The organism is Xenorhabdus thailandensis (assembly GCF_037996785.1).
Lineage (GTDB): Bacteria > Pseudomonadota > Gammaproteobacteria > Enterobacterales > Enterobacteriaceae > Xenorhabdus > Xenorhabdus griffiniae.
The window spans coordinates 1-17,737 of record NZ_JBBMXF010000005.1 but is presented as its reverse complement, the minus strand read 5'-3'; the positions used below and the strand labels follow the sequence as shown (position 1 = coordinate 17,737).

General features: G+C 43.4%; 20 protein-coding genes and 1 pseudogene. 20 read left to right on the top strand and 1 reads right to left on the bottom strand.

The genetic code is table 11. The features are described from left to right. The first annotated feature begins 311 nt into the window (after nt 1-311). Together glyA and AAC853_RS02205 are read left to right on the top strand one after the other, a co-directional pair. The gene (glyA, locus tag AAC853_RS02210) at nt 312-1,565 is read left to right on the top strand and encodes a serine hydroxymethyltransferase (protein WP_340613565.1); all 1,254 of its coding nucleotides are present in this window, start codon (nt 312-314) and stop codon (nt 1,563-1,565) included. 86 nt (nt 1,566-1,651) lie between these two features. Then, nucleotides 1,652-2,893 carry a 3-phenylpropionate MFS transporter gene (locus AAC853_RS02205; RefSeq protein ID WP_340613564.1) on the top strand — a complete coding sequence of 414 codons (1,242 nt, stop codon included), beginning with the start codon at nt 1,652-1,654 and terminating at the stop codon, nt 2,891-2,893. A gap of 86 nt (nt 2,894-2,979) precedes the next feature. Here the strand turns inward: AAC853_RS02205 and suhB are convergent, their stop codons facing one another. Continuing rightward, complete coding sequence (gene suhB, locus AAC853_RS02200) at nt 2,980-3,783, bottom strand: inositol-1-monophosphatase (protein ID WP_338884928.1); 804 nt, start codon at nt 3,781-3,783, stop codon at nt 2,980-2,982. A 125-nt stretch (nt 3,784-3,908) separates the two neighbouring features. Here suhB and trmJ point away from each other — a divergent pair, with 125 nt between their 5' ends. The 18 genes and pseudogenes from trmJ to rodZ all read left to right on the top strand — a co-directional run bounded on the left by trmJ (nt 3,909) and on the right by rodZ (nt 17,651). Further along, nucleotides 3,909-4,643 carry a tRNA (cytosine(32)/uridine(32)-2'-O)-methyltransferase TrmJ gene (trmJ, locus tag AAC853_RS02195; protein ID WP_340613563.1) on the top strand — a complete coding sequence of 245 codons (735 nt, stop codon included), beginning with the start codon at nt 3,909-3,911 and terminating at the stop codon, nt 4,641-4,643. A 299-nt stretch (nt 4,644-4,942) separates the two neighbouring features. Then, nucleotides 4,943-5,443 (top strand): Fe-S cluster assembly transcriptional regulator IscR, encoded by a 501-nt coding sequence (gene iscR, locus AAC853_RS02190; protein ID WP_338884932.1) that lies wholly within the window; start codon nt 4,943-4,945, stop codon nt 5,441-5,443. A gap of 63 nt (nt 5,444-5,506) precedes the next feature. Beyond that, nucleotides 5,507-6,721 carry an IscS subfamily cysteine desulfurase gene (locus AAC853_RS02185; RefSeq protein ID WP_338884934.1) on the top strand — a complete coding sequence of 405 codons (1,215 nt, stop codon included), beginning with the start codon at nt 5,507-5,509 and terminating at the stop codon, nt 6,719-6,721. Nucleotides 6,722-6,745: 24 nt separating this feature from the next. Continuing rightward, entirely contained in the window at nt 6,746-7,132 is a 387-nt protein-coding gene (iscU, locus tag AAC853_RS02180) for a Fe-S cluster assembly scaffold IscU (protein WP_074019771.1), read from the top strand. Nucleotides 7,133-7,209: 77 nt separating this feature from the next. Then, the gene (iscA, locus tag AAC853_RS02175) at nt 7,210-7,533 is read left to right on the top strand and encodes an iron-sulfur cluster assembly protein IscA (RefSeq protein ID WP_189759906.1); all 324 of its coding nucleotides are present in this window, start codon (nt 7,210-7,212) and stop codon (nt 7,531-7,533) included. Between the two features lie 42 nt (nt 7,534-7,575). Continuing rightward, nucleotides 7,576-8,097, top strand: a complete 522-nt coding sequence (gene hscB, locus AAC853_RS02170) for a co-chaperone HscB (protein WP_338884935.1) — start codon at nt 7,576-7,578, stop codon at nt 8,095-8,097. Between the two features lie 66 nt (nt 8,098-8,163). Continuing rightward, nucleotides 8,164-10,011: a Fe-S protein assembly chaperone HscA gene (hscA, locus tag AAC853_RS02165; RefSeq protein ID WP_338884937.1), complete on the top strand. Its 1,848-nt coding sequence runs from the start codon at nt 8,164-8,166 to the stop codon at nt 10,009-10,011. Between the two features lie 3 nt (nt 10,012-10,014). Continuing rightward, a complete protein-coding gene (gene fdx, locus AAC853_RS02160) occupies nt 10,015-10,350 on the top strand; it encodes an ISC system 2Fe-2S type ferredoxin (protein ID WP_074023187.1) in 336 nt (111 codons plus the stop codon). A 14-nt stretch (nt 10,351-10,364) separates the two neighbouring features. Then, nucleotides 10,365-10,559, top strand: a complete 195-nt coding sequence (gene iscX / locus AAC853_RS02155; RefSeq protein ID WP_189759909.1) for a Fe-S cluster assembly protein IscX — start codon at nt 10,365-10,367, stop codon at nt 10,557-10,559. A 130-nt stretch (nt 10,560-10,689) separates the two neighbouring features. Next, nucleotides 10,690-11,985: an aminopeptidase PepB gene (gene pepB, locus AAC853_RS02150; RefSeq protein ID WP_340613562.1), complete on the top strand. Its 1,296-nt coding sequence runs from the start codon at nt 10,690-10,692 to the stop codon at nt 11,983-11,985. Nucleotides 11,986-12,086: 101 nt separating this feature from the next. Beyond that, nucleotides 12,087-12,515 (top strand): enhanced serine sensitivity protein SseB C-terminal domain-containing protein, encoded by a 429-nt coding sequence (locus AAC853_RS02145; protein ID WP_338884940.1) that lies wholly within the window; start codon nt 12,087-12,089, stop codon nt 12,513-12,515. Between the two features lie 166 nt (nt 12,516-12,681). Continuing rightward, complete coding sequence (locus AAC853_RS02140) at nt 12,682-13,182, top strand: DUF2975 domain-containing protein (RefSeq protein ID WP_340613561.1); 501 nt, start codon at nt 12,682-12,684, stop codon at nt 13,180-13,182. Nucleotides 13,183-13,190: 8 nt separating this feature from the next. Further along, nucleotides 13,191-13,397 carry a helix-turn-helix domain-containing protein gene (locus AAC853_RS02135; protein WP_338884942.1) on the top strand — a complete coding sequence of 69 codons (207 nt, stop codon included), beginning with the start codon at nt 13,191-13,193 and terminating at the stop codon, nt 13,395-13,397. A gap of 57 nt (nt 13,398-13,454) precedes the next feature. Then, nucleotides 13,455-13,778 (top strand): hypothetical protein, encoded by a 324-nt coding sequence (locus AAC853_RS02130; protein ID WP_338884943.1) that lies wholly within the window; start codon nt 13,455-13,457, stop codon nt 13,776-13,778. Between the two features lie 428 nt (nt 13,779-14,206). Next, nucleotides 14,207-14,635 carry a nucleoside-diphosphate kinase gene (gene ndk / locus AAC853_RS02125; protein WP_340613560.1) on the top strand — a complete coding sequence of 143 codons (429 nt, stop codon included), beginning with the start codon at nt 14,207-14,209 and terminating at the stop codon, nt 14,633-14,635. Nucleotides 14,636-14,855: 220 nt separating this feature from the next. Next, on the top strand, nt 14,856-16,034 hold the full coding sequence (gene rlmN / locus AAC853_RS02120; RefSeq protein ID WP_340613559.1) for a dual-specificity RNA methyltransferase RlmN: 1,179 nt from the start codon (nt 14,856-14,858) through the stop codon (nt 16,032-16,034). A 71-nt stretch (nt 16,035-16,105) separates the two neighbouring features. Continuing rightward, the gene (locus AAC853_RS02115; protein WP_340613558.1) at nt 16,106-16,525 is read left to right on the top strand and encodes a fimbrial assembly protein; all 420 of its coding nucleotides are present in this window, start codon (nt 16,106-16,108) and stop codon (nt 16,523-16,525) included. Nucleotides 16,526-16,630: 105 nt separating this feature from the next. Then, nucleotides 16,631-17,651 (top strand): annotated as a pseudogene (rodZ, locus tag AAC853_RS02110) (cytoskeleton protein RodZ). Nucleotides 17,652-17,737 lie beyond the last annotated feature (86 nt).

The window sequence follows — 17,737 nt, the reverse complement described above, 5'->3', positions numbered from 1 at the left end:
TTTTAAATGCAACTTATAGGGTTTGGGAATGAGTCAAATTAAGAAAAGATGATTATCTCTTCTTAAATCAAAAAAATAGAATTTTAATTAACGTGGATCACGACCAGGATCACAAATCTCAGTAATAAATCCATAATCATTAGTGAAACAACAGGTTATTTAGCTTCTATTGGGTTACCAGGGTGGAGTGCAAACGTTTGCGTAATTTATTTTGTCAAGACTATCTCATTCGATAAAAAGAGTTTACACTGTGTGCCATTCTGGCCCTCAGGGGTATTTTTTTAGAGATGTAGCTGAGTCAGGAGAACCAAATGTTAAAGCGTGAAATGAATATTGCGAATTACGATCCCGAACTGTGGCAAGCGATGGAACAGGAAGTTTGTCGTCAAGAAGAACACATTGAATTGATTGCTTCTGAAAACTATACCAGCCCAAGAGTAATGCAGGCACAAGGCTCTCAGCTGACTAACAAGTATGCGGAAGGTTATCCGGGTAAACGTTACTACGGTGGCTGTGAGTATGTTGATGTGGTTGAGCAGCTTGCGATTGACCGCGCAAAAGCGTTGTTTGGTGCAGATTATGCTAATGTCCAGCCACACTCTGGTTCTCAGGCAAATGCTGCGGTGTATATGACACTGCTAAAACCCGGCGATACGGTTTTAGGAATGAATCTGGCGCACGGTGGCCATCTGACTCACGGCTCCCCAGTTAACTTCTCTGGCAAACTTTATAATATCGTGCCTTATGGTATTGATGAAAATGGCAAAATCGATTACGACGATATTCGTAATCAAGCGCAAAAACATCAGCCTAAAATGATCATCGGCGGCTTTTCTGCTTATTCTGGTGTTGTCGATTGGGCGAAGATGCGTGAAATTGCGGATGAAATCGGTGCCTATCTGTTCGTTGACATGGCTCACGTAGCAGGTCTGGTGGCCGCAGGGGTTTATCCAAACCCAGTGCCTCATGCACACGTTGTCACAACCACAACGCACAAAACATTGGCTGGCCCACGTGGCGGCTTGATTTTGGCGAAGGGTGGCGATGAAGAGTTTTACAAGAAACTAAATTCCTCTGTTTTCCCTGGTTCCCAGGGTGGTCCGTTGATGCACGTTATTGCTGGTAAGGCAGTTGCATTGAAAGAAGCGATGGAGCCTGAATTCAAAGCCTACCAACACCAAGTTGCTAAGAACGCGAAAGTGATGGTAGACGTATTCCTGCAACGCGGTTACAAAGTGGTTTCTGGAGAAACCGAAAACCATTTGTTCTTGCTGGATTTGGTGGACAAAGACATTACGGGTAAAGATGCTGATGCGGCCTTGGGACGTGCCAATATCACCGTGAACAAAAACAGCGTACCTAATGATCCACGCAGCCCATTCGTCACTTCTGGTATTCGTATCGGCACGCCTGCAATTACCCGCCGTGGTTTCAAGGAAGCAGAATCCCGTGAGCTGGCTGGCTGGATGTGTGATGTGCTGGATAACATCAATGATGAAGCAATCATTGAAAGTGTTAAGCAAAAGGTATTAGATATCTGCGCAAAATATCCGGTTTACGCATAATTTAAATAAAATTTAGTTTAGTAATAAACCCGACTCATAACGTCAGTTTTGAGCGGGTTTTTTGTATCAAAAACGGGGGCATTTGGATGGTTGTTCCATCGACATTTTGGTTAGGCTTGGGCTATTTCACCTATTTTTTCTCTTACGGTATATTCTTGCCTTTTTGGTCTGTCTGGTTAAAAGGTGAAGGCATTGATGCCTCAATGATAGGGATCTTGCTAGGTGTTGGAATGGTAGCTCGCTTTGTCGGCAGTTTGGTTATCTCTCCTACGGTAAAAAACCCCGCTAAATTAATTAACGCATTACGTCTTCTCTCATTATTGGCCTTGCTTTTTGCCATTGGCTTTGTATTTGGTAGCCATTGGGCATGGCTTTTCTTTATCATGGTTGGTTTCAATTTATTCTTCTCACCATTAGTCCCCTTATCAGATGCTTTAGCGGGAACATGGCAAAAGCAGTTTACGTTTGATTATGGCAAGGTAAGGGTTTGGGGTTCGATTGCATTTGTTATTAGTTCTTCGTTGGCAGGCATATTGATGTCTGCCAATGGGATCAATTTCTCAATCAGTAGCCTGAATGTTGACTGGAATATATCGTTTGATCGTTTGAATAATTGGATCGGTCATGAGTTATTCGGTACACACCATATCATTCTTGCTTTCTTGCTATTCAGTGTTACCGCCATGTTATTGGGTATGATGTTGAAACCCTCCATCATGCCAGTAGGTAAGGTTAAAGTTGCCAATACTAATGCTGTTTCTTTTAAAGAACTCTTATCTGAAAAATCAGTGTGGCGGTTTTTACTCTGTGTCACTTTATTGCAGGCCGCCCATGCGGGATATTACAGTTTTGGTTCCATTTATTGGGAGCAAGCGGGGTATTCCTCATCAACCATTGGTTATCTCTGGTCCTTGGGTGTAGTGGCTGAAGTTGTTGTCTTTACTTTTAGTAAACAATTATTTCGTCGTTGGAGTGCCCGTAATTTACTATTGTTGTCGGGGATTTGTGGTGTCGTTCGTTGGGGGCTTATGGGAACCTCAACCGAGTTACCAGTGTTGATTATTATTCAAATCCTGCATTGTGGTACTTTTACTGTTTGCCATTTGGCCGCGATGCGTTTTATTGGCGCCAGAAAGGAAAACGAAATTATCCGGTTGCAAGCAACTTACTCTGCTTTAGCGATGGGGGGCGGTATTGCTGTCATGAGTATGGTTGCCGGCTTCATGTATGAGCAGATAGGAAGTGGTATATTTGGGGTGATGGCACTGGTTGTTTTGCCCGCCCTATTCCTGAGACCAAAAGTTGAAGCCCATTCACTTTCGCGCTAATAAAAAAACGAAGATAAGAAAAAGGGCACCCGATAGGTGCCCTAAAAATAACATTGCTCAAATTATATTTATTCAATAATAACGAATTAACGTTTTAATGCTTCAGTCAATTCTTCACGCATTTCAGACAGAATGTCTTTAACGATACGTGGGCTACCTGCAACGATATTGCCAGAGCTGACATAGTTATGACCACCAACGAAATCGGTGACAATACAACCTGATTCACGTACCAGCAATTCACCACCCAGGAAATCCCAAGGTTTTAAGCCAATTTCAAAGAAACCATCGACACGTCCGGCAGCAACATACGCCATATCCAGTGCTGCCGAACCTGTGCGACGGAAATCTGCACAACGTTCAAATAATTTACCCAGTACATTCATGTAAGGGATAGTGTGTTGCTTAGCTTTGAATGGGAAACCCGTCGCAAGGATAGTGCCGTCCAGATCACGGGCATTAGCGCCACGCAGACGATAACCGTTCAATTGAGCGCCTTGGCCACGAGTTGCACTGAACAGTTCATTGCGCATTGGATCGTAAACCACAGACACTTCTGTGCGGCCTTTAATACGTACGGCAATGGAAACAGCAAAATGAGGAAGACGTTTAATAAAGTTGGTGGTGCCATCCAGTGGATCGATAACCCATTGGAAGTCATCTTCTTCTCCTATGTGATCACCACTTTCTTCGGTGATAATCGTATGTTTAGGGTAAGATTTACGGATGATGTCAATGATCAGCTTCTCTGCTTCACGATCAACATTGGTAACGAAATCATTACTGCCTTTTTGACTTGCTTCAACAGCATCAGGAGTTTCGTAGCTTTTGGCAATGTAGTTGCCGGCCTTACGCGCAGCGCGTATAGCGATGTTTAGCATCGGATGCATGGGGTATCTTCCACCAGGATTTTAAAGAACGGGAAATAAATTGGCGCGCATTATAGCAGTAGTTCGTCAAAATGACTAATGCTGTGTTAAGATATTCGGCTCTTATACTGAATTTAAAAGCCGTCATGTTAGAGAATATCCGCATTATTCTGGTAGAAACCTCCCATACGGGGAACATGGGATCAACCGCCAGGGCCATGAAAACCATGGGATTGACCAACCTGTATCTGGTGAATCCCATTGTCCAGCCTGATTCTCACGCTATCGCACTTTCAGCCGGTGCAAGTGATGTTATCGGCAATGCAACGATTGTGAATTCGTTGGATGAAGCATTGGCCGGGTGTGAGTTAGTCATTGGCACCAGTGCCCGTTCCCGAACCCTATCCTGGCCGATGGTGGAGCCACGTGAATGTGGTGAACGCTGTGTCGAAACTGCCAGCCACTCGCCAGTTGCTATTGTCTTTGGCCGTGAACGTGTTGGCTTGACTAACGAAGAGTTGCAAAAGTGTAATTATCACCTTTATATCCCAACTAACCCAGAATATGGTTCATTGAATTTAGCAATGGCGGTTCAGTTGGTTAGCTATGAAATTCGCATGGCATACCTTGCGGCTCAGGAGCAATTAAAAGCAGTAACGTCTCCAGAGCACGGAGTAGAGTATCCCCCTGTCGAAGACATGGAGCGTTTTTATCAGCACCTTGAACAGGTATTGAAAGAGTCCGGTTTTATTCGCAAAGCGCATCCGGGTCAGATAATGAATAAATTAAGACGTCTTTACACTCGTGCCCGGCCAGAAACCCAAGAGCTGAATATCCTGCGTGGTATACTGACTTCCATGGAAAAGTGGGATAGAAAATAAATTGGTACAGTATACCCATCTAACTTCAAGATGTGTGTGGTTTCATATAGTGTGTAAATTGCAACTTGAAGTTTAATGCAGATAAAAACTGTAGCAGAAAGTAACAGGAAGCAGTCGCTAGAAAATACAATGTAATGGGAAAATAGGTAACTGGACAATAGCGGAAAACAGTCGGGATAGGTAAGTGAAAAAGTGAAAGAGCGTCAAATAATAGTTGAGTGAATTACTCGGTTAAATAGTTGACTAAAATACTCAGGAATGCCACAATTTCAACCATATTTCACCACGGAGTTTTTGTTATGAGACTGACATCAAAAGGACGTTATGCGGTAACAGCCATGCTAGATGTGGCGTTGCATTCACAAGAAGGACCGGTGCCGTTAGCCGATATTTCTGAACGTCAGGGTATTTCTCTTTCCTATCTTGAGCAGTTGTTTTCCCGCCTGCGTAAAAATGGTCTGGTTTCTAGCGTCCGTGGTCCAGGTGGCGGCTATTTATTGGGCAGAGATGCCGGTAAAATTTTCGTTGCCGAAGTGATTTCAGCGGTTGATGAATCTGTTGATGCCACTCGTTGTCAGGGGCGAGAAGGTTGTCAAGGCGGTGATCGGTGTTTGACTCATGCTTTGTGGCGTGACCTCAGTGATCGCATCACGAGCTTCCTGAGTAGTATCAGTTTAAAAGAATTAGTGAATAACCAAGAAGTATTGGATGTTGCTGATCGTCAAGACGGCGATAAGCGTCGTACCCCTGGCCCTAACGGCAGACTTCAAGAGACGATTAACGTTAATCTGCGTGCGTAACTTGCGGCAAATACTTGTGTGGCAATGAAAAGTATTAAAAATGTCTTACGGAGCATGTGAGCAATGAAATTACCCATTTATTTGGACTATTCAGCAACAACACCAGTCGATCCACGTGTTGCTGAAAAGATGATGAATTATTTGACTATTGACGGCGTCTTCGGTAACCCAGCTTCCCGTTCACACCGTTTTGGTTGGCAGGCTGAAGAAGCGGTTGATATTGCGCGCAATCAAATTGCTGACTTAGTTGGCGCGGATCCACGTGAAATTGTGTTCACTTCCGGTGCGACAGAATCAGATAACCTGGCAATTAAAGGTGCTGCAAAATTTTATCAGAAGAAAGGCAAGCACATTATTACCAGTAAAACTGAGCATAAAGCGGTTTTAGATACTTGTCGTCAGCTGGAGCGCGAAGGTTTTGAGATCACGTATCTGGCGCCAATGAGCAATGGCCTGATTGATCTGAAAGAGTTGGAAGCGACCATGCGTGAAGACACCATTCTGGTTTCTATCATGCACGTTAACAACGAAATTGGTATTGTTCAGGATATCATGACTATTGGTGAATTATGCCGCAGTCGTGGCATTATTTTCCATGTTGATGCAACCCAAAGTGTTGGTAAAGTGCCTGTCGATCTCAGCCAGCTAAAAGTGGATTTGATGTCCTTTTCTGCCCATAAACTTTATGGCCCGATGGGGATTGGTGCGCTGTATGTTCGTCGTAAGCCTCGCGTACGCATTGAAGCTCAACAACATGGTGGTGGTCATGAACGCGGTATGCGTTCAGGTACATTGCCTGTTCACCAGATTGTTGGCATGGGTGAAGCTTACCGTATCGCGAAAGAAGAGCTGGAATCAGAGGCAGAACGCCTGCGTGGTTTACGTCTGCGTTTGTGGAACGGTATTAAAGATATTGAAGAAGTTTACCTGAATGGTGATTTGGAACAGGGAGCGCCACACATTCTGAATGTCAGCTTCAACTATGTTGAAGGTGAGTCATTGATGATGTCATTGAAAGATCTGGCAGTATCTTCTGGCTCGGCATGTACTTCAGCGAGTCTGGAGCCTTCCTATGTCCTGCGTGCACTGGGTATGAATGATGAACTGGCGCACAGTTCTATTCGTTTCTCTTTGGGGCGTTTTACCACAGAAGAAGAAATAGACTATGCAATCAAACTGATTCACAACGCGATTGGTCACTTACGTGATCTTTCTCCATTGTGGGAAATGTTTAAGCAAGGTGTGGATCTTAGCACCATCGAATGGTCTCATCATTAATCAGACGGTTTCAGGAGTAACGATATGGCTTACAGCGACAAAGTAATTGATCACTATGAAAACCCACGTAATGTTGGTTCATTCGATAACGAAGATCCAACAGTGGGTAGTGGCATGGTAGGAGCACCCGCTTGCGGTGACGTCATGCGACTGCAAATCAAAGTCAACGATGAAGGTATCATTGAAGACGCACGTTTCAAAACCTATGGCTGTGGCTCGGCCATTGCATCCAGTTCTTTGGTAACAGAATGGATGAAAGGTAAATCGTTGGAACAGGCTGAGGCAATTAAAAACACGCAAATTGCTGAAGAATTAGAACTGCCACCAGTGAAAATCCATTGCTCGATTTTGGCAGAAGATGCTATCAAAGCGGCTATTGCTGATTACAAGAGCAAGCGCCAAGCCAAATAATTTTTCATAAAAAGAACATAATTCTGGTGGATATTGTAGCAATATCCACCTTTACGAGTTTTAAAGTGAGGTGTTGTATGTCAATTTCCGTGACAGAAAGTGCAGCCCAACGTATTTTGGCTTTTCTGACCAATCGAGGAAAAGGTGTCGGGTTGCGCTTGGGAGTGAGAACATCCGGCTGCTCTGGTATGGCATATGTGCTTGAATTTGCTGATGCAGTAAATGAAGAAGATCAGGTTTTTGAAGATAAGGGCGTGAAAGTCATTGTTGACGGTAAAAGCATCATTTATCTTGATGGTACTGAGTTGGATTTCGTTAAAGAAGGTCTGAATGAAGGCTTTAAATTCAACAACCCCAATGTTTCCAGCGAATGCGGTTGTGGAGAAAGTTTCCACGTTTAATCCCATTTTTTGACCCGCATTTTGCGAAACTAAGAGTAACTTATGGACTATTTTGCTTTATTTGGGCTGCCTGCACGTTATGCGATTGATCGCGAACAGTTGGTGACCCGTTATCAGGAATTGCAACGCCAGTTTCACCCTGATCGTTTTGCCAACCAGCCAGAACGTGAAAAAGCGCTGGCACTCCAACAAGCTGCTACCATTAATGATGGTTATCAGACACTCAAACATCCCCTGAAACGCGCAGAATACATGCTCTCTCAACAAGGGTTTGATCTATCCAACGAACAGCACACGATGCAGGATACGGCTTTTTTGATGCAGCAGTTGGAATTGCGTGAAGAGCTTGATGCCATTGAACATCGTGCAGATTCAGAGGCAGCCTTGAACGATTTTTCCTCTCGCTTGCATAAAATGATTAAAACACGCAGTGAGCAGATGGAACAGCAACTCAATGCTGCCGAATGGTCAATTGCAGCTGATACCGTCCGTAAGTTACGCTTTCTGGATAAATTGCAACAGCAGGTTGAACAACTGGAAGAGCGGTTGTTGGATGATTTTTAGCGGATTTTTGGCTGAATGCATTTCAGTTGAGTAAATTTCGGCTGATATAGATTTATAGGGGCACATATGGCTTTATTACAAATCAGCGAACCAGGTTTATCTGCCGCACCGCACCAGCGCCGACTGGCTGCAGGGATTGATCTTGGCACAACTCACTCTCTGGTTGCGACCGTCCGTAGTGGCCAGGCGGAAACATTGGCAGACAGTGATAACCGTCACTTACTTCCTTCTGTTGTACAGTATCGTAAAGAAGAGATTCAAGTTGGTTGGCAGGCGCGTCAACAGGCTGCGTCTGATCCTGCCAATACAATCAGTTCAGTCAAGCGGATGATGGGACGATCTTTGGCTGACGTTCAACAGCGTTATCCTAACCTGCCATATCAACTTCAGGCCAGTGAAAATGGTTTGCCATTGATCAACACTGTGGCGGGGCTGGTAGATCCTATTCAGGTTTCTTCTGAAATATTGAAATCGTTGGCGCAACGGGCAGAAGAAACCTTGGATGGTAAACTTGATGGTGTTGTGATCACAGTGCCTGCTTATTTCGACGATGCTCAGCGTCAGGGCACTAAAGATGCTGCTCGTTTAGCGGGCTTGCATGTTCTGCGTCTCTTGAATGAACCTACTGCGGCAGCCATTGCTTATGGTCTTGATTCCGGTCAGGAGGGGATAATCGCTGTTTACGATCTTGGTGGTGGAACATTTGATATTTCTATTCTTCGCCTTAGCCGAGGCGTGTTTGAAGTGCTGGCAACGGGGGGAGATACCGCTCTTGGTGGTGACGATTTTGATTCGTTGTTAGCAAATTGGATACGTGAGCAGGCTGGGATCAGTGATAACGGCCACGGATTACAGCGTCAATTGCTGGATGTTGCTACCCAAACCAAAATTGCCTTGAGTGAAGCTGAGAGCGCGGAAATCAATATAGCTAACTGGCAGGGCAGCATTACTCGTACCGAATTTAACGAATTGATTGCCGCTTTAGTTAAACGCACATTACTCTCCTGCCGTCGGGCGCTGAAAGATGCAGGTGTAACGATTGACGAAGTTTTGCAGGTCGTCATGGTTGGTGGTTCAACGCGCGTGCCGTTGGTACGCAGCATGGTGGGAGAATTCTTCGACCGCGAACCATTAACGTCTATCGATCCAGACAAGGTTGTCGCAGTGGGTGCTGCAATTCAGGCCGATATTCTGGTGGGTAACAAACCAGATAGCGAAATGCTGTTACTTGATGTTATCCCGCTGTCACTTGGCTTGGAGACAATGGGAGGGTTGGTTGAAAAAGTCATTCCACGTAATACCACCATTCCCGTTGCTAAAGCGCAAGAATTTACCACTTTTAAAGATGGTCAAAGTGCGATGAGCGTTCATGTGGTGCAGGGCGAGAGAGAACTGGTTAGTGATTGCCGTTCACTGGCTCGTTTCACACTGCGTGGTCTTCCGCCGTTACCGGCTGGTGGTGCACACATTCGTGTGACCTTCCAGGTCGATGCGGATGGCTTGTTAAGCGTCAGTGCATTAGAAAAGTCCACGGGTGTTGAGGCTTCCATTCAGGTGAAACCTTCCTATGGTTTGTCGGATGAAGAAATTGCCCATATGCTCAAAGATTCTATGTCTAATGCACAGGAAGATGTTCAGGCACGCAAATTAGCTGAACAGAAAGTAGAAGCCGCTCGAATGCTGGAAAGTTTAACCAGTGCATTGGAAAAAGATGCAGATTTGCTGGATCAAGAAGAGCTGGCGGCGATTGATGCTGCTGCACATGTATTAATTGAAAGTGCTCAGGGAACCTCCCCTGAGGCAATTGAAAGTGCAATAAAACAACTGGACAAGCAAACGCAAGAATTTGCAGCACGCCGTATGGATACATCAATCCGCCGGGCTTTGGCGGGTCATTCTGTGGATGAGATTTAATATATGCCGAAAATTGTGTTTTTACCTCATAACGAACTTTGTCCTGAAGGGGCAGTCTTGGAAGCAAAGGAAGGCGAATCCATTCTGGATGTTGCATTACGTAATGGCATTGAGATTGAACATGCCTGTGAAAAATCCTGTGCGTGTACCACTTGTCACTGTATTGTCAGGGAAGGCTTTGACTCACTGGAAGAAAGCTCTGAACTGGAAGATGACATGTTAGATAAAGCATGGGGTTTGGAGCCTGAAAGCCGTTTGAGCTGTCAGGCTAAAGTTACCGATGAGGATTTAGTCGTTGAAATCCCCAAATACACCATTAACCATGCGCGCGAACACTGACAGGAGAACAGAAAATGAAATGGTCTGACAGTCGTGATATTGGTGAAGCACTGTATGATAAATTTCCTGATTTAGATCCAAAAACAGTGCGTTTCACCGACATGCATGAATGGATTTGTGAGCTGGAAGGTTTTGATGACGATCCGCAGAAATCCAACGAAAAAATACTGGAAGCTATTTTGTTGGTGTGGCTGGACGAATATGAATAACGTGCAATTTCACCGATTCTTGCTCAATAGCTTGGCATAGTGTGTATTTAGTGGAAAACTGGCGATTGCCAGTTTTTTTATAAACCCTCACTGTGTAACAGTGAACAAATAAGATAAGAAGTGAGAAAAAATGACAAAACAAATCATGCCTATAACACTGTCTTATGAGCCAGCTAACGCTTGCTGGGGTGAAAAAGCACTAATTAGTTCAAATGAGCAAGGGATCACAATCCATTTGGAAGGCAATGGCAAGCTGGGCGCAATTCAACGTGCCGGGCGTAAAATTGACGGACAAGGAATTCGTAATATTGCTTTAGTGGGTGATGGCTGGGATCTGGAAAAAAGTTGGTCATTTTGGCTGGGCTTCCGTTCACCTAAAGGATTACGCACAATTGAATGGCCACAACTCCCTGCGGCGGAAAAACAGGAACTAGAAAGAAGGATCAAATTCATTGACTGGGTGCGTGATACCATCAATCTTCCAGCAGAAGATTTGGGGCCAGACCAGCTTGCTCAGAAAGCCATTGATTTATTGCGTGGAGTAGCGGGTGATGCCGTTAGTTATCGTATTATCAAAGGAGATGAGTTGCGTAAACAGGGATATGCAGGGGTATATACCGTTGGCCGTGGCTCTTCTCGTGATCCTGTGTTCCTGGCATTAGACTTCAATCCAACAAAAGATGCAAAAGCAGCTGTCTTCGCCTGCCTGGTTGGTAAAGGCATTACTTTCGATTCCGGTGGATACAGCATCAAACCTTCTCATTTCATGGACTCTATGAAATCAGATATGGGGGGATCAGCGACATTAACGGGAGCACTGGCTCTGGCAATCAGTCGAGGCTTAAAACATCGTGTAAAACTGTTCCTGAGTATTGCAGATAATATGGTGAGTAGTAATGCGTTCAAATTGGGCGATATCATTCACTACCGCAATGGTAAAACGGTTGAAGTGATGAATACGGATGCGGAAGGGCGTCTGGTTCTGGCTGATGGTTTGATTGATGCTAGTGCAGAAAAAGCACAACTTATTATTGATGCTGCTACGTTGACTGGCGCAGCGAAAACAGCAGTAGGAAATGATTACCACTCAGTATTGGGTTTTGATGATCAACTGGTATCTGATTTAATGGCTGCGGCCAATAATGAAAATGAATTGTTCTGGCGTTTGCCGCTGGCTGAATTCCATCGTAACCAGCTACCATCCAACTTTGCTGATCTGAACAACATTGCGTCACCGGCACATTCGGCAGGAGCAAGTACCGCAGCAGCATTTTTGTCGCACTTTGTTGAAAATTACAAAAAAGGTTGGGTACATATTGATTGTTCAGCAACTTACCGTAAATCCGCTGTTGAACAGTGGGCGGCGGGTGCAACGGGATATGGTGTACGTACCATTGCCAATTTATTGCTGACAAAAGCGAAATAAACTGAAATATCTTGCTTAATAGCTCCTCTTCTTATGGGGAGCTATTATTGAATTTTTCGATGACCTTATCTTCAATTTAAACAGTACCATCGGGGATTTTCATGAACTTATTAAATGGATCTATCGCTACTGAAATAGAGGTTCCTGGCGGAAGTCTCATTACTCTAAGCCAGCCAGAAGAACAGCCAACTCAGCTTATTGAGTCATTAATTGAATTATTTAAACAACATAAACCTGTTCGACAGGCTTTTTTAATTATGGCCCATGATAAGAATATAGATGAAAAACCCAATGTATTAATTGGCTTGGAATTCAGTGTGACACTGGCAGAAAACGAAATTAATTTGTTAATTCAAGAAGCGGGTGAACTGGCTTGCAAATATCTTGATGAAGAGGAATCTGTCGATTTTTGCCTGCTTGATGAACAAGAAGGAGGCATCAGCCATTTCTTGATTCATCATACCCAACCCTTTTATCAGCGAAAATTAGGTAGCTGGTTGCGTGATACTATCCCGATTGTTAATCAATAACGACTTGAGGATGGACATCAGATTAGTGTTTTAGATTAAAAAATTATTGTTTTACGATAATTTTGATCTATAATTCGATCATGTTAACTAATGAGACACAAACATGATGCCCTCTGGAAAACTGACACGAATAACGACACTCAGCTTGGTGATGTCCAGGTTATCTTTGTTAATTATCATCCTAATGATGGTGATTAATATTTTTAGTTGGCTGGATCCAAAACTCATTTTGGGAAGATATGGATTAGGTTTTTCTTTAACTGAAAGGATATTATCCAACTTTGACAGGGATACGTTTACTGCATGGAAATTAACCGGAGGAATATTGATATCGACGATCCCACTATTATCATTGGTTGGTAGTTTTTTGGCTTTTCATCGATTATTTGGCAATTATAGAAAAGGAGATTATTTCTCCAAACGCACGGTTAAATATTTGGAGTATGCGGGTTGGGGCGTTATTTTATGGAGTATTTTAGATATTCTTTGCCAGCCAGTATTAACATTATGGTTAACAATAGGGGCACCAGTAGGTGAACGCCTTATCTCATTGAGTTTAACGACCGGTCATTTTGTCGCTATTTTCATTTCAGTTTGCCTGGCTATTATTTCACGTATTCTTTATCAAGCATGTGATATATATGATGAAAATCAGAGTATTGTATAGGAGATACCGTGGCAATTCTTATCAATTTGGATGTGATAATGGCGAAACGAAAAATTAAATCTAAAGATTTAGCACAAGTTATTGGCATTACTGAACAGAACCTTTCTTTGCTAAAAACAGGAAAAATTAAGGGGATTCGATTTTCTACCTTAAATGCCATTTGCCAATATTTAGAATGCCAGCCGGGAGATATATTGGAATTCAAAGATGATTAGAGCAAGTAAATAGCGTAGTGGTTATTATTAATTCAACGTAAACAGTGAGGAAAAAAGATGAAAAATTTTTCATATGTTTTGCTGCTGGGGGCATTTTATATACCTGCTTCGTTTGCTGATACCTCAATAACTAATAGTCAAAAAATAACAGATCAGGGATCTCCTCGTCAGGGAGTGCTAAGAGAGTGTACTGATCTATTACCAACGGGGCACAAATATACTATCAGTATTATTGGTACGTCAGATAAAACCAGCCAAGATCCTAAAGAAAAGTTCACCGGAGAATTTATCGTTTCTGATGAAAGTAAACAAGATATAAGCAAAGAAAGGGCTGACGAAATTAAGCCTTTTATTCAATGTGTAACAGAGAAGGTTTTATAATTGTCATTGAGTGAAAAACACGAATTCAATGATCCTGGTCAGTATGCCTGTTTGGGAATTCATCGCCTGAACGGGCATTATTTTATAAAATGGTTATTTCATCGTGTATACCAATCTCACTTCAAGATGCGTGTGATTTCTTCACGCGAAGCGGGGAGAAATCAGGTTTCATAGCGTGTTGTAAATTGCAACTTGAAGTTTAATGCGTATATAACGAAGCGAAAATGTGATTTATGCTAAAAAATGATATTTTCGCTAAGAAAGTTTTAATAAAATGTTATGTTTTTTGTAGGCAAGCAGAAACTCTCCTCCTATAATCAACGCCTATTTTTATCCCTGTCAGATACAGGGTTGAGCAGCCCTTCAGTTTTGTTTGGGGCGTAAAAATTAAAATGAATCATCGCTGAAAGTGCCAAAGAGGTTACGCAATGACAATTGAACGTACTTTTTCCATTATTAAACCCAACGCAGTGAAGAAAGATGTTATCGGTTCTATCTATGCCCGCTTTGAAAGTGCTGGGTTTAAGATTATCGCCGCCAAAATGTTGCATTTGACGCGCGAACAGGCGGAAGGTTTTTATGCTGAACACAAAGGCCGCCCTTTCTTTGATGGTTTGGTGGCGTTCATGACCTCTGGCCCAATTATGGTACAGGTTCTGGAAGGTGAAAATGCCGTTCAACGTCACCGCGATCTGATGGGGGCTACCAATCCTGATAATGCGTTGGCTGGCACTCTGCGTGCAGATTATGCCGACAGCTTTACTGAAAATGCGGTTCACGGTTCAGACTCTCCTGAATCTGCAAGTCGTGAAATTGCTTACTTTTTCAGTGACGATGAAATTTTTCCGCGTTTTTAAAGTTCTTCACTTAAGTAGCATATAAATAGTAAAGTTTGTACAATGATGCGCCCCACTGATTTGGTTCAGCGGGGCGTTTATTATTTTATTTCAATGTCCATTCAATATGGCTCTGATTAAAAGAGAGAATGAACATTGAATTGGCAGTCACCGCATGAAAACTTAATGCTGAAATCAGATCAGCATAGAGCCGAAAGTGTAACAACGAGGCGATGTAACAATGTCCCAACTTAACGAAACCGTACCACCTGCAACTTCCGCCGTATCCGTCACGCCTGAAAAGAAAAACGGTAAAGTCAATTTGCTCGATCTTAACCGTAAACAAATGCGTCAGTTTTTTGTCGATATGGGAGAGAAACCTTTTCGTGCCGATCAGGTTATGAAATGGATTTACCATTATTGCTATGACGATTTTGAGCAGATGACCGATATCAACAAAGTGCTCCGGGCAAAATTGCAACAACTTGCTGAAATCAAAGCCCCTGAAGTTGCAGAAGAGCAACGCTCTGCTGATGGCACAATCAAATGGGCGATTACTGTCGGTGATCAACAGGTTGAAACGGTTTATATCCCAGAAGATGATCGTGCGACACTGTGTGTTTCATCTCAGGTGGGGTGTGCTTTAGAGTGTAAATTTTGTTCTACGGCTCAGCAGGGCTTTAACCGTAATCTGCGAGTTTCCGAGATTATTGGTCAGGTTTGGCGCGCTGCCAAGATTATAGGATCACTAAAATCCAGTGGTCGTCGCCCCATTACCAACGTAGTGATGATGGGAATGGGGGAACCATTACTCAATTTGAATAATGTCGTGCCAGCAATGGAAATCATGATGGATGACTTTGGCTTTGGTTTGTCGAAACGCCGTGTAACATTGTCAACGTCTGGTGTTGTTCCTGCGCTGGATAAACTGGGGGATATGATCGATGTTGCACTGGCTATTTCCTTACATGCACCCACTGACGACATTCGTGATGAAATTGTGCCCATTAACCGCAAGTACAACATTGAAGAGTTTCTGGCGGGAGTACGCCGTTACCTGACAAAATCCAATGCTAACCAGGGACGTGTGACAGTGGAATATGTGATGCTTGATCATGTCAACGACAGCGTTGAGCAGGCTCATCAGTTAGCCGAATGCCTGAAAGATACTCCCAGCAAGATCAACCTGATCCCGTGGAACCCGTTCCCAGGTGCACCTTATGGGCGCAGCTCAAATAGCCGCATTGATCGTTTTGCCAAGATCCTGATGGGATACGGTTTTACAACCATTGTGCGTAAAACGAGGGGAGATGATATTGATGCTGCATGTGGGCAGCTTGCCGGTGATGTCATTGACAGAACCAAGCGAACCATGAAAAAACGCCTTGCAGGTGAACCTATTCAGGTAAAAACAGTCTAATTTTTTGTTTAATATCGATTAATGGCTAAAAATCTGGCAAAGTTTAACATATCCTTATAAATGAAGATGGTATGATACGGAAATCAATAATTTGGTCTATAGTTTGTTTTGGCCTGCTAACGGGGTGTGTGGAACAATCAACGCATCGCACTCATCAGGTTGTTGCCATAGATACACGATTGCAGCTAGGGAGAGCTTATTTGGCGGAACGAAATTTATCGGCCGCTAAATATCATTTTCAAAAAGTCCTGCTGGCGGAGCCTCATCATCCAGAGGCACATTTAGGCATGGCACTGCATGAACAATATGCAGGCCGTCCTGAAACCGCCAGTCAGCATTATAGAATGGCTATGCAGTATGCAGCTGAAAGTGATACCGTAGTGTATCACTACCATATTTTTCTTTGTGAACAGAAGCAGTATGAAAAAGCTGAGCAGTTGATCATGAAAAATATGAAAAGTAACACCGGCCGTTATAGCTGTGATAAATGATTTTCTGCGGCCAACGTAGTATTTAGATGATTTCGCTACACAAATTAAATGAATATCAATTTGTGTAAATTCTTTAACCCAGAACAGTACCAGTATCCCTTGCTAATGAAGACTGAAACTTACCCAGAAGAAGCCAATCTGACAACAGGTCAGATTCTGCGTCAAGCTCGTGAAAAACATGAGCTTTCTCAGCAAACTGTGGCAGATCGCTTGTGTCTTAAACTGTCCACTGTTCGTGATATTGAAGAAGATAATATCCCGTCAAATATTTCACCAACATTTCTTCGTGGTTATATTCGCGCCTATGCAAAATTAGTTCAGGTGCCTGAATCTGAAATCTTGAGTACCCTGGATAAACAGATCCCTTCCAAGGCCATAAAAGCGGCACCTATGCAAAGTTTTTCAGCAGGAAAAAAACGCAAGAAACGTGACGGTTGGTTAATGAAAATAACATGGGTTGTTATTGTTGTATTGCTGGGAATGACATTCCTGTGGTGGTGGCAGAACTATAAAGTACAACAAACAGAACTGTCTTCAATGGCCACACAATCAAATACCCAGGATAACCAGGTAACAGGTTCTGAAAATGATCGACTGGCGCCAAGTGCTGGGGAAAATAATGTAGCGCCGCTTAAAGAAAATCAAGCCGAAGCGACTGCTCAATCTGATGTTTCCCAGGCGAAAACATCGCCGACAGAGGCGAATGACACAGCAGGAAACAGCAAGGCTCCAGAGCCTCCCGACGCGCCGGTATCCACAGAAGCAAATCAGCCTGCAACCAATGTAACGCCAGAAAATGCGGCTGCTTCTGCCAATACAGAGGCGGCGAATAGTACTGTTGTGAGCCCCGTCATTGACTGATGTAAATAGTATCAGCACTGCGAACAACGATGAATTAGTGATAGATTTCAGCGGTGAGTGTTGGCTGGCCGTCAAAGATGCTAAAGGTAAGATGTTGTTTAGTGGCATAAAAAAGAAAGGGGATAGCCTAAAACTTTCCGGGAATTTACCTTACTCAGTGAATATTGGCGCACCTGCTAAGGTTAAAGTCCAGTTCCGAGGAAAGCCCGTGGATCTCAGTTCTTTTGTGAAGAAAGGTGTCACGGCTAAACTGACACTGAAATAAATGCCTTAACCTTTTGGCATAGTTATTCACCACAGCATAGTTGTAATTCTTATAAACAAAAATACAGGGATGTAGGGGAGTAATGT